At 46.7% G+C, this 16,103-nt stretch carries 13 protein-coding genes; 9 read left to right on the forward strand and 4 right to left on the reverse strand.

All coding sequences use genetic code 11. From position 1 onward, the window contains the following. Positions 1-585: 585 nt before the first annotated feature. The 4 genes from G8759_RS23575 to G8759_RS23590 all read right to left on the reverse strand — a co-directional run bounded on the left by G8759_RS23575 (position 586) and on the right by G8759_RS23590 (position 5,415). Positions 586-2,718, reverse strand: coding sequence for a M3 family metallopeptidase (locus G8759_RS23575; protein ID WP_197933046.1), 2,133 nt, complete (start codon positions 2,716-2,718; stop codon positions 586-588). Between the two features lie 195 nt (positions 2,719-2,913). Beyond that, positions 2,914-3,396, reverse strand: coding sequence for a hypothetical protein (locus tag G8759_RS23580; protein WP_162385294.1), 483 nt, complete (start codon positions 3,394-3,396; stop codon positions 2,914-2,916). Positions 3,397-3,550: 154 nt separating this feature from the next. Beyond that, positions 3,551-4,822, reverse strand: coding sequence for a dicarboxylate/amino acid:cation symporter (locus G8759_RS23585; protein ID WP_167213463.1), 1,272 nt, complete (start codon positions 4,820-4,822; stop codon positions 3,551-3,553). 65 nt (positions 4,823-4,887) lie between these two features. Beyond that, a complete protein-coding gene (locus G8759_RS23590) occupies positions 4,888-5,415 on the reverse strand; it encodes an acyl-CoA thioesterase (RefSeq protein WP_167213466.1) in 528 nt (175 codons plus the stop codon). A 194-nt stretch (positions 5,416-5,609) separates the two neighbouring features. Here G8759_RS23590 and G8759_RS23595 point away from each other — a divergent pair, with 194 nt between their 5' ends. The 9 genes from G8759_RS23595 (at position 5,610) to G8759_RS23635 (ending at position 16,054) form a co-directional block, all read left to right on the forward strand. After that, a complete protein-coding gene (locus tag G8759_RS23595; RefSeq protein ID WP_167213469.1) occupies positions 5,610-6,059 on the forward strand; it encodes a DUF2147 domain-containing protein in 450 nt (149 codons plus the stop codon). A 63-nt stretch (positions 6,060-6,122) separates the two neighbouring features. Continuing rightward, on the forward strand, positions 6,123-7,256 hold the full coding sequence (locus G8759_RS23600) for a flavin-containing monooxygenase (RefSeq protein WP_167213473.1): 1,134 nt from the start codon (positions 6,123-6,125) through the stop codon (positions 7,254-7,256). Between the two features lie 58 nt (positions 7,257-7,314). Further along, positions 7,315-7,500, forward strand: a complete 186-nt coding sequence (locus G8759_RS23605; protein WP_162385299.1) for a CsbD family protein — start codon at positions 7,315-7,317, stop codon at positions 7,498-7,500. Positions 7,501-7,890: 390 nt separating this feature from the next. Continuing rightward, positions 7,891-10,362: a TonB-dependent receptor domain-containing protein gene (locus G8759_RS23610; protein ID WP_167213476.1), complete on the forward strand. Its 2,472-nt coding sequence runs from the start codon at positions 7,891-7,893 to the stop codon at positions 10,360-10,362. A 136-nt stretch (positions 10,363-10,498) separates the two neighbouring features. After that, entirely contained in the window at positions 10,499-11,815 is a 1,317-nt protein-coding gene (locus G8759_RS23615) for a TolC family protein (protein ID WP_167213479.1), read from the forward strand. Between the two features lie 68 nt (positions 11,816-11,883). Next, on the forward strand, positions 11,884-12,978 hold the full coding sequence (locus G8759_RS23620) for an efflux RND transporter periplasmic adaptor subunit (protein WP_167213482.1): 1,095 nt from the start codon (positions 11,884-11,886) through the stop codon (positions 12,976-12,978). A gap of 69 nt (positions 12,979-13,047) precedes the next feature. Continuing rightward, on the forward strand, positions 13,048-14,298 hold the full coding sequence (locus tag G8759_RS23625) for an ABC transporter permease (RefSeq protein ID WP_167213485.1): 1,251 nt from the start codon (positions 13,048-13,050) through the stop codon (positions 14,296-14,298). A 57-nt stretch (positions 14,299-14,355) separates the two neighbouring features. After that, complete coding sequence (locus G8759_RS23630) at positions 14,356-15,045, forward strand: ABC transporter ATP-binding protein (protein ID WP_167213489.1); 690 nt, start codon at positions 14,356-14,358, stop codon at positions 15,043-15,045. Then, complete coding sequence (locus G8759_RS23635; RefSeq protein ID WP_167213493.1) at positions 15,029-16,054, forward strand: sensor histidine kinase; 1,026 nt, start codon at positions 15,029-15,031, stop codon at positions 16,052-16,054. The genes G8759_RS23630 and G8759_RS23635 overlap by 17 nt, the downstream gene beginning before the upstream one ends. The last annotated feature ends 49 nt before the right edge of the window (positions 16,055-16,103 follow it).

Here is a 16,103-nt window from a genome sequence, read left to right on the forward strand (position 1 = left end):
GTATTATCTTATTTCAGTCTGCCAACCAAAAATATATTATTCGGTATGCAAATCTGTTAAGTGACCAAACTAATATTCATTAACTAACTCAAAATCAACATATTATTGCCAATTAATGTCAAATTATCATTAAGCAAATTCTTCACTGCCATAAGTCATATATAATTTACACTGCTCTAGGTTGATCACCTCTTTATATAAGGGTAACCCATTACATTCCACTTATTATCGTTATCAATTAATTTTTAACATTACTCAGCAAAAGTTATACCATTTTCAACCACATACTAATATCAAAAAACAACATATAAATAAAATAATACAAATAGTTTTCTACCCTCTTACTAACTTGGCTACATACGTAAAGTTGATCCGTTTGGATTGAATATGGTAATTTTTTTTTATAAATTTATTAAAAACAACGTTTTAGTATATATTTATCACATAAATACCTCTTTTATTTATTATCTCTCTAAATAACCGTAACCTACATACGTCATATATCGTTATTGTTACTTCAGAAATGCAGAAGGGGGATCGATATGAATCGATCCCCCTTCTGCATTTCTGAAGTATTAAACTAGCCTACAAAATCAGGCCACTGCGCCGTAACATGGCTTTGGGGGAAGGCTCGCGACCTCGAAATTTTTTGTACAGTTCCATAGGTTTCTCACTCCCTCCTTTTTCCAGTACGTTTTTTCGGAAACCATCGGCTGCGGCCTTATTTTCCAGACCGCCGTTCTCTTTAAAGAACTCGAACGCATCGGCATCCAGCACTTCACTCCATTTATAACTATAATAACCTGCCGAATAACCACCCGAAAATATGTGCGAGAAAGCTGGGCTAAAAGCGACTCCCTCTACACGTGGAAACAGGTTCGCGACAGAATCAACTTTATTCTCAACCTGGGTAATGGTTTCTCCAGTCGGTTTCTGACCATGATAATACATATCGACCAGACCGAGCCGCAACTGGCGCAGGTTTGCCAGCCCAGCCAGGAAATTCTGGCTCGCCCGAATCTTTTCGATAAGCTCGTTTGGAATCACTTCGCCGGTCTGGTAATGTTTCGCAAAAAGTTTGAGCGCTTCCGGATCATAGCACCAGTTCTCCATCACCTGCGAGGGTAGTTCCACAAAATCGCGGGGAACGTTTGTTCCACTCAGACTTTCGTATTTCCCATTCGCCAGCATACCGTGTAGCCCATGGCCAAATTCGTGGAAGAGCGTAGTGACCTCATAGAAGGTCAATAAGGAAGGCTTTGTATCAGTGGGGCGCGTAAAGTTGCACACGTTAATGATGTGCGGACGAATGTTTTCACCGTTCTCTATTTTCTGTCCCTGGATATCATTCATCCATGCACCACTGCGTTTACCCGCCCTAGGGAAGTAATCGCCATAGAATACGGCAACGAACTTCCCTTCTTTATCATACACGTCGAAGGTTTTCACTTCAGGGTTATAGACCGGAATATCCGTCCGCTCCTTAAAGGTGATCCCGTATAGTTTATTGGCTACTGTGAATACACCGTTCAGTACATTCTCAAGCTTGAAGTACGGCTTCAGCATCTCGTCGTCGAGATCATACTTCTCTTTCTTAAGCTTCTCGGCATAATAACTATTGTCCCAACTCTGCAACTTGTCGTCCGTAAAACCATGGGCTTTAGCATAGGTTGTCAGTTCAGCCAGCTGTCGCTCAGCAGCCGGACGGGCATAGGTAACAAGCTCATTCAGAAAGCTCTGCACTTTATTTTTTGATCCTGCCATGCTTTCTTCCAGTACAAAATCAGCGTGCGTTTTATAGCCAAGCAGATTGGCACGTTCGTACCGAAGATTCACGATTTTGTTGATGATCGACGTATTATCGTTTTTATCGCCGTGGAAGCCGCGTCCGTTATAGGCCAGAAACATTTTTTTGCGCAGCTCGCGGTTCTCAGCATATTGCATGAACGGACCATAACTTGGCGCCTGTAAGGTAAATACCCAACCTTCTTTCCCTTTCTGCTTCGCTATGGCTTTAGCCGCTTCACGCGTAAAGTCGGGTAAACCAGCAAGGTCTTTTTCATCCGTCACAACCATCGAGTATTCGTTGGTTTCGTTCAGCACATTCTCGCCAAATTGAATTGAAAGCTGGGAAAGTTCTTTGTCGATAGTGCGTAAACGCTCTTTCCCCTTTGCATCCAGATTTGCACCATTGCGGGAGAATCGCTTATAGGCTTTTTCGAGCAGCATTGCACTTTCTGGATCTAGTTTCAGGCTGGCTCGCTGATCATAAACGGATTTAATCCGGGCAAAGAGTTTCTCGTTCAGCGTGATGTCGTTGCCATACTCACTCAGCAGGGGTGATGCTTCCTTGACGATCTTTTGGAGTTCGGGCGTGGTTTCAGCACTATTCAGATTAAACAATACAGATGATACCTTTCCCAGCAGATCGCCTGAGCGTTCGAGGGCAACGATGGTATTCTCAAATGTTGGCTGGGCAGGATTATTGACGATATCGTCAACATCTTTACGCCCTTGGGTGAGTCCTTCTTTAAGGGCAGGCAAATAATCTTCGTTTCTTATCTTGTCGAACGGGGCCGCCTGGTGAGGTGTCGAATAGGGCGTTAAGAATGGATTCTGGGTCATTTTAGGTTGTTGGGGTGATGGCTGGGCGAATGTCGTCGTAGCGACAACGGCTAGCAATGCACTCGTTTTTATGAGCTGTTGATGTCTTAACATACAGTTTTGGGGTATGAGTTTCCTGGAAAAATACGAAATAAAGACAGTTCCCAAAATCCAGCGTTGCATATACGGTCATATCAGTGGGCTGAACGGTACATCTTCTCAATACCTGTGCCAATTGCACTGAAAACTCGCAGAAAAAAACAGCCGATCAAACTGACCGACTGTTGTTCACACTTCTCCTCTCAAAAATCAGTAACCTCTTGGGTAATAATCCCGATCATTCCCGTAACCACGCCCCCGGCTGGCCGAACGCTCATAGGGCCGCATCCGATCAATGACCCTATTCCGCTGATCAGGATTCAGTACGGCCATCATATCGAAGAACTGCCGTTGCCGAGCCTGCCTGAAAAAATCCCGCTGACGTGGATCACGTGCGTCGATACCATTGGTTTGCTGTTCGAATCGATTGCGAATCCGGCGAATCTCGCGCTCCTGCCTGCGCGACAGATTCAGTTCACGGTCCCACCACTCCAGATGGCGATCGAAACGGTAGTCATCATAGTCGTAATTATAATTGGGCTGCCCGTAACCCGGCTGGTTGTAGCCCGGTTGCTGCGGATAGTTGCCGTTCGGCTGGGGAGAAGGGTATGAAGGGTAACCATACCGTTGTGCCAGTGCGCTGGTCGAGAGCAGAACGACCAGCGTAGCGGCCGTCATCAGTACTTTTTTCATGGTGGTTGTTGTTTTCAGGTTGTATTTGTCCCTTTGAACAACAGGCCATGAAATGGTTTAATTTATTCTCCAAAAAAGTATATTCACGGAGTAAAAAATTATGATAACTTATTAACAGTAAACCAGTTACCATAACTACTCAGTCGACTAAATTCTAGTATTTGTAGTCGGCCAGTTCGTTTTTGGCCTCCTGATTCAATACTCGATTATACTTTATCCGATCAAATTCGCCTTCGTTATTAGCGATGAAAATAGTAGCCACAGTATTACCTATAATGTTTGTTATGGAGCGTGCTTCAGACATGAATCGATCAACACCAAGCAGCAATGCCAGCCCTTCTACCGGAATTACTTTAATGGCAGTCAAGGTACTGGCCAGCACAATGAAGCCACTCCCCGTTACACCCGCAGCCCCTTTGGAAGTAACCATCAGAATCCCTATTATCGTCAGCTCCTGACCCAGTGTGAGATCGACCCCAAAAACCTGGGCCAGAAAAACGGTTGCCATTACAAGATAGATCGTAGTCCCATCCAGATTAAACGAATAACCCGCTGGAACCACTAATCCGACTACAGAACGCGAACAGCCAAGCGTTTCGAGCTTTTCCATAATCTGGGGCAAAGCTGACTCCGACGACGATGTTCCCAGTACAATTAACAGTTCCTCTTTTATAAACTTAAGCACAGCCCACAGGCTTATTTTGTAGTATCGTAGAATCAGGTTCAGAACCACAAAAACAAACAAAAACATGGTTGCGTAAACCGTGCCCATCAGCTTTGCCAGCGGTAGTAATGTGCTTAAGCCGTATTTCCCGATCGTGAAGGCCATTCCTCCGAAAGCACCCAGCGGGGCCAGAATCATGACGACACTCAGAATATTGAAAAACACTTTCGATAACCGTTCAAAGGTCAGGATGAGTGGCTTGCCCAGTTCGCCCATGCGAGTAAGGCCAACGCCAAACAGAATAGAAAAGACCAGCACCTGCAAAATATCTCCTTCCGCAAAAGCCTTAATGGCATTGCTTGGTACAATGTGGAGAAAGAACTCTGTCCAGTCCATTCCGGCCCCCTGTTCCGTATATTTACTGATGTCTCCGCCTTTAACAGCAGCGGTCTGAACGCCATCGCCAGGGCGAATAAGATTTGCCAGTAAAAGACCGATAGCCAGCGCGCCCGTTGTAACAATCTCGAAATAGAGTAGCGCTTTCCCGCCTACCCGTCCTACTTTTTTCAGATCGCCCATATTACTGATACCCAGCACAATGGTCAGGAATATAATTGGCGCAATAACCATCTTGATCAGGTTGATAAAGAGGTCGCCAATGGGCTTGAGCTTAGCAGCAGTTTCGGGAAAGAGATACCCCGTCAGAATACCCAGGGTAATAGCAATCAGGACGCGAACAGTGAGGTTGTTGAGGAGACGCACAGAGAGATGGGGGTAGTTTGTAGTTTTGATTCGGGAAGAACAAACCACAAACTACAAACTTTTTTTTAAACGGCCTTCATTGGAAAAAGCTGCTGCTTGATTTCCTTAATACGGTCGTTGAAATCGACGTTCGGATAATCAACATTCGGCAGTAAGGTTGCCTGCAGGTAGTCCATCACAACTGAATCATGCGGAATTCGTTTCCCCGTTAATACGCTGATGTATTTTGAGGTCATCCAGAGCACATTTTTGAGGTGCGTCTTGGCATCGTCGGTCATTACGAACTCCGTTACCAGGGTATCCTCGTTGTAATAAATCAGTCGGGAGGTAATCCGAATCCACTCACTTACCATGGCGGGGCGGATGTAAGCGATCTGATGTTGATAGACAACCCAACTCGTTTTCAACTCCCGAAACATCTGACCTGGATTGAAGTCATAAAGTGTGGCGACCTGATCTTCGCGAGCGTTGAAATAATAGTCGAAATATTTCGAGTTATTGAGGTGTTGAAGTGGGTCACAGTCCTGAAAACGGATAATTACCCGTGTTTCGGTTTCTGTGGGGTATGTGCGGTTCGGGTCGCGATGAAACATGGCAGAACGAAGGTTTTTCGAGCTACGCTGGCTCGTCAATTTTTTCCAGCGCTATCGATCGGTTGACAATTTGCGCTAAATACAGAAAATCTGCGAAATCCGAAAAATCAGTCCAATTCAGGTTCTGACAATTTTCTTCGATATTTACGTTAGTACAACAAATCCGGCTTTTTTATTCTCCTAATTGAGCATTTATGAAAACCATGCGTAACCTGTTGCCAATCTTTTTTCTGCTTCTTATTCAAACCGCTTTCGCCCCTAAAGACAACGCCGATGCGGTGGTCGGCACCTGGCTTAATGGCACAAAAAAAGGGCACATTCAGATTTATAAGCAGGGCGGTACTTATTTCGGTAAACTTATCTGGATTAGCGAACCGAACGATCCGGCTACGGGTAAACCCAAAACGGATATCCGCAATACCGATGCTTCAAAACGGAACCGCCCCCTGCAGAATCTGCTATTGATGTATAATTTCAAATTTGATGGCGGCAACGTCTGGAGCGACGGCAAGATCTATAATCCTGAAGATGGCAAAGAATACAATTGCAAGATGACCCTCAAAGATCCCAATACCCTCGACGTGCGTGGTTATGTAGGCATCTCGCTTTTGGGCAAAACTCAGACCTGGACACGAATTAAATAAAGGGTTCGGCTGGCAGTAGTCCGCTTCGATTTGCTTGCCGATTCAGTTGAAAACCGAAAACTCATGCACACGATCATCATTGGTGCCGGACCGGCAGGTCTGGCAATGGCGGGGCAACTAGCCCATTTAAATCAGCCATTTACCGTGCTGGAAGCCAGTGAGTACATCGGTTTCTCTTGGCGCAATCATTATGACCGTCTGCACCTGCATACGGTTAAGGAACACTCTGCACTTCCTCACCTGCCTTATCCAGCCAATTACCCAACCTACGTTTCGCGTTTGCAGGTTGTTGAATACCTCGAACGTTATGCCGAACGGTTCAAAATACGGCCGCTTTTCAACCAAAAAGTTACGAAAATCCATCGTGATCAGGACGGAATGTGGCAGGTAAAAACCGAAACGGATAAATTTACTGCGGAACGTGTTGTGGTGGCTACTGGCTATAATCAAATACCTAATGTGCCAGAGCTGCCCGGTCAGCGCGATTTTCGGGGTATTATCTGGCATAGCTACGAATATCGGAATGGCGCTCCTTTCCGCGATGAACATGTGCTGATTGTCGGTATGGGGAATACGGGTGCCGAACTTGCTCTTGATTTGCTGGAGCATGGAGCCAAACCGTTTATTTCGGTACGAAGACCAATCAATATCATTCGGCGTGACGTATTCGGGCGGCCAGCACAACCGATCGCCATTTTCCTGAGCAAATTTCCACGCTGGTTCGCTGATTTTCTGGCGGGTCTCGCGCAGAAAATAAATGTGGGCGATGTTTCGGCCTATGGCCTTGGCAAGCCAGCGCACCCGCCTTCCTATGACACCCGGCGGGGTATCATTCCAGTGATAGACATCGGCACTCTCGACCAGATTAAAGCCGGCAACATTACCGTTGTTCCGGGTATCGAGCGGATAAATGCCAAAACCGTAACTTTTTCTGATAATCGCGAATTGCCTTTCGACGCTATTATTCTGGCAACCGGTTATCGGCCGGGCGTTACGGCTTTTCTTGACACGACGATAACCGCGCAAATCCTTAATGATCGTGGCTACCCTAAACAGCTGTGGTTCAATGATAAGGATTTACAGGGTCTCTATTTCCTGGGTTATACAACGCCCCTGACAGGTGTCATTTACAACCTGAATATCGACTCGGATCGGATTGTGAAGCACATCGTTGAAAACAATTCGGTCCCGGCATAGTTCTATTAACGTAGTCAAGATGATTACAAGATCATTCAACGTTATAAACACTACGATCATGAACGAGACAACCGTAAAAGGAGGCTGGAACGAATTGAAAGGTAAAATCAAACAAGCCTACGGCGACCTGACCGACGACGACCTAACCTATCAGGAAGGTCAGGAAGACGAAATGTGGGGGAAAATCCAGCAAAAAACAGGGAAAACAAAAGACGAAATCAATAAAGCGATTGCCGATCTGTAATTAGACCACAATCGATTGATAAAAAGCCGAACTCGAACGAGTTCGGCTTTTTTATGCGCAATGCTGAACTCATCCGGGCATCCTACCACAGGCTATATTTCCGCCAGTATCAAGTATAAAACAGCTTCCGGGCCTTATTCTGCGGCATTCATCATCAGTAGCATTCTTTTTGAAATGTCTTTACTGACTATGCAATTACTTACCGGTCGTATAATGCCTTACGGTTGACTAATCTGTAACCAGCTAAATCTGGGCCAGATTAAGGTTTACATTGGCATGAACTGACACGGTCATTAATTCTAGAATCAACCTCACAACCTGTATTTGAAAAGCCAATTGCCTAATCTACTGATTATGTTATTGGTCATTATTGAACACTTATTTCAACGGATGAAAACACTATTACTTCTCTCGTTCACGTGGGTAACTATTCTGACTAAAGCACAACAAACGCCCCTATCGCCACCAGGTTCATCGTCGCTGACTCAGTCGGTCAATAGTGCGGCTAACTTTGGTAAAATTAGCGGAACTGTGATGGATGAAGCACAGAATAAACCCGTTGAGTTTGCTACAGTTGCACTTATTAATCCACAAACGGAAAAACCCATAACCGGCACGACTACCGATGAACAGGGTAAGTTCACGATCAACAATGTGCAGACAGGCATCTATCGCATAGTCATCAGTTTTCTGGGTTACGATAATAAAACGATCCCAACTGTCACCGTTAGCAGAACTGGGGTAGCAACTGCACTGGGTGTTGTGTCGCTCCGCGCTAACAGTCAGACGCTCAATGAAGTAGTCGTCACCGGCGAAAAAGCGTTAATTGAAGACAAAGATGACCGACTGGTGTATAATGCCGACAAGGATCTGACCAATACCGGCGGTACAGCCATCGATGTCTTAAAAAAAGTCCCGCTCCTGACCGTCGACCCAGATGGAACAGTTCAGCTAAAAGGCAGTAGTAGCATAAAAGTCCTGATCAACAACAAACCCTCGAGCATAATGGCCCGTAGCATTAGCGAGGCCCTGCAAATGATTCCGGCGGAACTGATCAAATCCGTTGAAGTCATTACGGCTCCATCAGCCAAATACGACTCTGAAGGCACAGCAGGCATTATCAATATCATCACCAAGAATCAGCTACAGGGACTTACTGGTGGTCTTACCAGCTCGGTTGGTAGCCGGAGAAATAATCTTGGTGGCAATTTTAACCTGAAGCGAAACAAGCTCAGCATTACGGCCTATGGGGGCACGAACTGGAGCAATTATTATGGCAATTCAGCGACGGTTCGGCAAAACTTACGGGATGGAAATGTATTTAGTATCATCACGCAAAGTAATACGTTCAAAAATCGCGGGAACTCGCAATTCGGCTCCTTCAGCATCGACTATGATCTGGATTCAACGAATCGCATTGGCATAGATGCCAATTTCGGGAAGGATTCTCGCAATACATTCTCCACTCGGGATACGCGCCAGAGTATCGATACGGTGTTGGCTTTTCGTCGATACAACGACAGTCAGAATCGCAACAACAGCATGGATGTCAATTTCAACTACACCAAAACATTCAAGCGAAGTCCCGATCAGGAATATACCTTTCTGGCTCAGTATAACCAAAATGACAATCAGAGCGGCTATAAACTGAATCAATTCCCACTGCCCGTTGAAGACATTGTTACCTATCGTGAACGCAATGAAAATCAAAACCAGCAAAGTGAACTGACCCTGCAGACGGATTACGCTCACCCCTTTTCGACCACCAAACGACGTATTCTGGAAGTAGGCTCGAAATTGATCGCCCGGAATGTGGGGAGTGATTATCGACTGGAAAATGCCCCTGATGGATCACTGAACTTTCGGGAAGACCCACGTCGGTCGAATGAGTTTAATTATAAACAATCGGTCTGGGCTTCGTATGCATCGTTTCGTTTGCGAACAGAAAATCGCTGGAATTTTAATGTGGGTGGGCGATTTGAAATGACCACGATCAACGCCGATTTCATTTCGACAGCTACCCGTTTCAGTGACCGGTATCAGAATTTCCTGCCCAATCTGAGCATCTCGAAACGCCTGGGCAACGAGCAGCGGATACGAGTCAATTATAGCCAGCGAATCCAGCGACCTTCTATTAATTTTTTGAATCCATACGTCAATTATGCCGATCCTAAAAACATTCAGACCGGCAATCCGTACCTCGACCCCGAATTAACCCACTCCGTCGAACTGTCGTACAGTACGTTCACCAAAGGCGGCACAACCATCAATCTGATGATTTTTGGTCGCCAGACCAACAACGCAATCGAACGGATAACAACGGTCGATTCCACTGGCGTGTCAAACAGTACCTATCGAAACATTTCCCGTAATGCCACCTACGGCTTCAACTGGTTCGGTGCCGTAAAACCGGTGAAACAGTGGAATCTGAGCGGTTCGGTAGGTATGAACTACAACTTACTAAACAGCCCGTCTCTTCAGATTACGAATAAAAACTGGAGTTATCAGTTCAATCTGAATACATCGGTGCAATTACCCAAGGACATCAGTATTCAGGTCAATGGGTCCTATACGTCCCGTCGTATTCAGTTGCAGGGGCAATCATCCGGGTTCTATTATTACGGATTTTCAGCCCGGAAGGAATTCAAAAAGCAAAATTTCTCAGTCACCGCTAATTTCGAAAACCCGTTCCGGGAATACAATATCGTTGAGAATTACCTGCGTACAACGACCTTCCTGTCGGATGGCATCAATTATAATGTGGTCCGGAACATCCGGCTATCGTTGAACTGGCGTTTTGGGAAAATGAAAACATCGACAGATCGGGAAAAGAAAAAGATCAATAACGATGACAGGAAGTAGGCTCGCTGACGGTTCCGTATGCTTACCTTCATGATCAAAAACGGCAACTTCGTAGGCCGTTTTCTCTGTTTCGTTTAAAATCAATAGAATCTTCGTTCAGAAACGATTTTCCTTTGAGCATCCATTCGTTATTCCTATGAATCGGTTTGCTCTTTGTGGCCTGTTGTTTTTTTCGCTTACCGTAAACGCCCAAACGGTGGTTACGACGGTGCAGGAAGCCCTGGCACTGGCCCGACGCAATAATCCGGAACTGATAAATGCCCGGCAAAATCGGCTGGCTCAGGCTCAGCAACGATCAGCTTCGCAGGCGAATCTGCTCCCACAGGCTCGCTTTTTCACGAACTTCGACTACAATTTTGCCCTACCCGTTCAGCTGGTTCCGGCTGAATTTTTAGGGGGAAAACCGGGTGAATTTCGTTCACTGCAATTTGGATTGCCTTATGTGCTGGCTGCTGGTGCCGAAGTTACGGTTCCGGTTATAAATCGACCAGCTCGGGCCGATCTTGGCATTGTGGAACAAAACCTCCGCATCGCCGATATGCAAACATTGGTTTTGCAGGACGAGATTTCGACCCAAACCGCCCGCGTTTATCATGCCACGCTTCTGACCCGTTCGGCCATTGCGCTTACCCGTCGGAATCTACTGGCCGCCGACACGCTCACTCAAATTGCCCGCGATCGGCTTGACAAAGGGCTCATTGAACCACTGGAATATAACCGGATTCGGTCGGTACAACTGACCACGGCCGATGTACTCTACCAAAATGAGCTAACCTATGTCCGTAATCTGAATCAGCTCAAACTGATTCTGGGGCTGGCCCCAACCGATAGTCTGCTCTTGTCGCAGGATCTTACCATACAAAGCGCAACGACAGCCGTAACGGCCTCGTTACTTAGCCCCGTTGAACGCCCACAGATATCGCTCCAGCAGGCTCGTATCGAACTTTCCCGATTGCAATTCAACCGCGAACGGCTACAACGATGGCCCACTCTTTCGGCCTATGGTCGGTTTACCGAACAGGCCCAGCGCAGCCAGATCAATTTCCTGAATACAAACCAGCCGTGGTATACAATTGGCGTAGCAGGTCTGCAATTCAACTGGCCGATTTTTACGGGCGGGCTGCGTACCAGCAACATTATCCGCGCCCGGCTGCAACTAAAAGTAGCCGAGTCTGAACTGGACTATGAGCGAAAACGGCAGCAAACCGATCATGAAGATGTTCGGAATACGTATAATCAGGCTATTCGATCGCTGGACTTAAACCGCCAGAATTATGAACTCAGTAATCAGAATGTCGAGATTGCGTTGATCAAATATCGATCCGGCCTGTTTGCTTACGATCAGTATCTGAACGTTTTCAATGAAGCCCTGACGGCGCAAAATCGGTACCTGAATAATCTGTCGAACGTATTTATCAATCAGACGATTTTGCAAATCCGAAGTGGTCAGTAACCGAACACGTTGAGGTAATCATCAAGAAAACTGATTGATCATTTAGAATCGACCCATTGCATAACCTAATGAAAACCGCATTTTACCTATCCGCGATTGTGTTGCTCGTTGCCGCCTGTCATCAGGGTAGCGATGGCCTTTCGCCTACTTATCGCGAACTCACCGAAGCCGTTTATGCCTCGGGCAACATATATCCACGCAATGAGTATATCGTTACGGCCGATGCTACAGGCGTTTTACAGCAGCGATTGGTGAATGAAGGTGACTCCATTCGCCGGAATCAACTTCTATTTGTGCTGGAAAGCGACACCGAAGATGCCCGTCAGCAGGCAGCGGCCAACGCCTATCGGCAGGCACGTGCGAATTTGGGGAACAACTCCCCCATTCTGGCTGAACTCGAAGCGCAGGTTCGTAATGCCCGAATACGGCTCAATAACGACTCGATCAATTACAACCGCTTCCGCGATCTGTATGGCAAGAACGCAACGTCAAGGGCCGAACTGGAACGAGCCGAACTGAACTATACGCTGTCACGCAACAACCTGCGGGCTCAGGTCAACACCTTACAACGCAGCCGCGATCAGATTGCACTCGATGTTGCCAATAACCGCAGTCAATTGGTTAGTTCTGAAGTAGCCGGACGCAACACGCGCATTCGCAGTTTCGTGAATGGGAAAGTCTACGAAGTGTACAAAGATCCGGGTGAGGTTGTCCGGCCCGGCGAGCAGCTTGCCCTAGTGGGTAGCGGCAATCAGATATACGCGCAGTTGGCGGTCGACGAAAGCGATTTCGGTCGGCTCCGGATCGGTCAGGAGGTTGTACTGAAAGCTGACGTTTATCCCAATAAGGTTTTCAAGGCTCGTATTAGCAAGATTTTTCCGAAACTCAACCGCACCGACCAATCGTTCCGGGCTGATGCCGAATTTGTTGGCGAACGACCCGCGTCCTATTATGGACTGACCGTAGAAGCTAACATCATTATCAGCCAGAATCCGCACGTTCTGACGATCCCAAAATCCTATGTCATTGGCAATGATAGTGTCTGGATTGAGCAGGACGGCAAAAAACAGAAAGTAAAATTCCAGAAAGGAGCCGAAAACTTTGACCTCGTCGAAGTAAAAAGCGGCCTGACTGCGACCTCGAAACTAATTTCGAATGAGTAACTGAGCGAACGTGTTCGCCGGGTTGTATATCGCTCTATCGCTCATTCGAAATTTCACTCATTTAGCATCATGGATCTTCACATCGCATCGCAGATTGCCCGGACGCACCTGATGGCAAAAAAACGCCAGACGCTCGTTGCCATGCTTGGCGTAACGTTCGGCATTGCAATGTTCATCACCATGATTTCGTTTATGCAGGGGGTAAATCAGTTTCTGGAAGATTCCGCGCTGGATGCCAGCCCCCATATTCGGCTCTATAACGAAGTGAACACCCAGCGGCCGGGCCTGATCGAGCAACTTTGGCCGGGCCAGTTCAATGTTATTTACCACCAGAAACCCAAAGATGAACAGGCCCGAATCAAGAATGGTCTCACCATTGCCGAACGCATCGAACGCGAGCCCGGCGTACTTGGCGTTTCGCCACAGGTAGCCACGCAGGTGTTTTATAACAATGGCCCCATTCAGCTCTCGGGCACGATTGCCGGTGTCGATATTGAGCGTGAGAACAGGCTCTACAATTTAAAAACACGGCTCAAATCAGGAAGCCTGAGCACGTTAAAAACGAACCCCGATGGCCTGATTATGGGAACGGTTCTGGCCAGAAAACTCAACGTTCGCGTGGGCGACAAAGTAACGGTAACGACACCCAAAGGCGGTACGCGTATCCTGCGCGTAGTCGGCACGTTTGGATTTGGGGTCGGTACAGTCGACAATACCAAGAGCTATGGAAACCTGTCGACGGTGCAGGAAATTCTCCAAAGAGACCCCAGCTACATCACCGACATTCACATCAAAATGATCGATCCATTGCAGGCTATTCCGTTCGGCAAGCGGCTCCGGGTTGTTTACGGCTACTACACCGAAGATTGGGCGACAGCTAACACCGCAATTCTGGCGGGCGAAAAAATCCGTAATATGTTAACGTATGTCGTTTCGATTACCCTGCTTGTTGTGGCCGGGTTTGGCATTTACAACATTATGAACATGACGGTAATCAACAAAATCAAGGACATCGCCATCCTGAAAGCCACGGGTTTCGATGGGCGCGACATTATTGCCATTTTTCTGCTGCAGGCCGCTTTTATTGGTCTTTCGGGTGGTTTACTGGGGCTCGGCATTGGGTTTGGTTTAAGTTATCTGTTGTCCATTACGCCTTTCGATGCGGGCGACTTTTTAAGTCTGAAAACGTTTCCCGTCATTTTTGCGGCTAAATATTACATCATGGGTATGTTGTTCGGCGTCATAACTACCGTGCTGGCGGGATTTTTCCCCTCGCGCAAGGCCGCACAGGTAGACCCCGTTGCTATTTTGAGAGGTTAAATTTTCAGGGATGATAACAACACACCAGTATCATCCATCCTAGAGCATCCATCCTACATGAATACGGTTCTTTCTGCCCAGCATCTCAACAAATACTTCTACGATCCTGAGAAATTTCAGGTGCTGAACGATGTTACGTTTGAGGTACAGAAAGGTGAATTTCTGTCAATAGTCGGCAAATCGGGTTGCGGCAAATCGACACTACTCTATTTGCTCTCAACGATGGATACGGACTATGAAGGCAACATCGAAATGGCAGGAACGTCGCTAAAAGGTCGCAGTCAGGATTATTTAGCCCATTTTCGCAATGAACACCTGGGGTTCGTGTTCCAGTTTCATTTTCTGCTGCCCGAATTCTCGGCCTTGCAGAATGTGATGTTGCCCGGATTGAAGCTCGGCCGTTATCCGGAAAAACAAGTGGAAGAGCTTGCTATGGAAAAGCTGAGACTGATTGGCATGGCCGATTTCGCCCGCAAACCCGCTAGTAAACTCTCCGGTGGACAACAACAGCGAGTGGCCATTGCCCGTGCCCTGATCAACGACCCAACTATTATTATGGGCGACGAACCAACGGGTAATTTAGATAAGGCCAATACCGATAATGTCTTTGAGATTTTTCGTGACCTTGCCGGGAAAGGCCAGACTATTATTGCGGTTACGCATGACCCCGACTTTGCTGCTGGAACCGATCGCGTCATCGAAATGTCAGACGGAATGATCATCGCAAGCCATGAAAATAAAGTTTAATCTATATGTGGAGCTCCTATTGCTGTGGACTTCTCTGGGGGGAGTTATAGCTCGGCAATGGATGATTCCCAACATTACCTGGCAGCTTCAGCTCATACTTTTTCTAGCCTCCTACCTTCTTTTCAATTCGATCTGGATTTTCCACTACGTCTTTAATGAGTGGCTGAACAGGCGCTTACCTTTTGAGAAAAACATTCGCTGGCGAATAATAGTCCAGGTATTGGGCGGCTGGAGCATTGTAAAGACGATTGTTATTATCGTCGGGTATGTGGTAACGACACAATTGCTCACCCCCGTACTGTCCATGATGAACAAGTTCACGTTCATTATCATTGGTCTCATGATCTTTCTGGTCAATACGGTTATCTGTTTAGGGTTTATGGCCAGTCATTTGCTAAAACGCTGGCAGGAAAACACGGTGCGAACGGCTCAATTGGAGAAGGAAAAAGTGCAGGTTCAGTTAGACAGTCTGAAAAACCAGATCAGTCCCCATTTTCTATTCAACAGCCTCTCATCGCTGGACAGCCTGATTGACGATAACCCGGTACTGGCCCGGCAATTTCTGCAACAACTATCAAAAGTGTTCCGGTATGTTATCCAGCATAAAGATAAAGCTCTGGTGCCGCTGGAAACCGAGTTGACGTTCATCAAAAACTACACGTCTTTATTGCAGACCCGATTTGACGGTGCCTTTATCGTTCATAGTCAGATAAACAAAGATTCGCTGGATCAACAGATTGTACCCGTTACGCTTCAGATTCTAATCGAAAATGCAATCAAACACAACAGTATAAGTGAATCCCATCCGCTTGTTATTACAATCACAACAAAGGATGGTTACCTTGCTATTTCAAACCCAATTCAGCGCAAACGGCAGGTCGAAACGTCCAATGGACAGGGGCTCGAAAACCTGAAATTGCTGTACAGTTACCTGAGCCCCCGCCCGGTTGAAATAAACAGCGACAGCACATTTTTTTGCGTACGTGTGCCGCTGCTGTCAGTAGAATAGACGTTCAGGCTGACGCCAGGGCACTTCGAGAGCATCCGCCATAAATCCA

It is taken from the genome of Spirosoma aureum, from assembly GCF_011604685.1.
In the GTDB taxonomy this organism is placed as follows: Bacteria; Bacteroidota; Bacteroidia; order Cytophagales; family Spirosomataceae; genus Spirosoma; species Spirosoma aureum.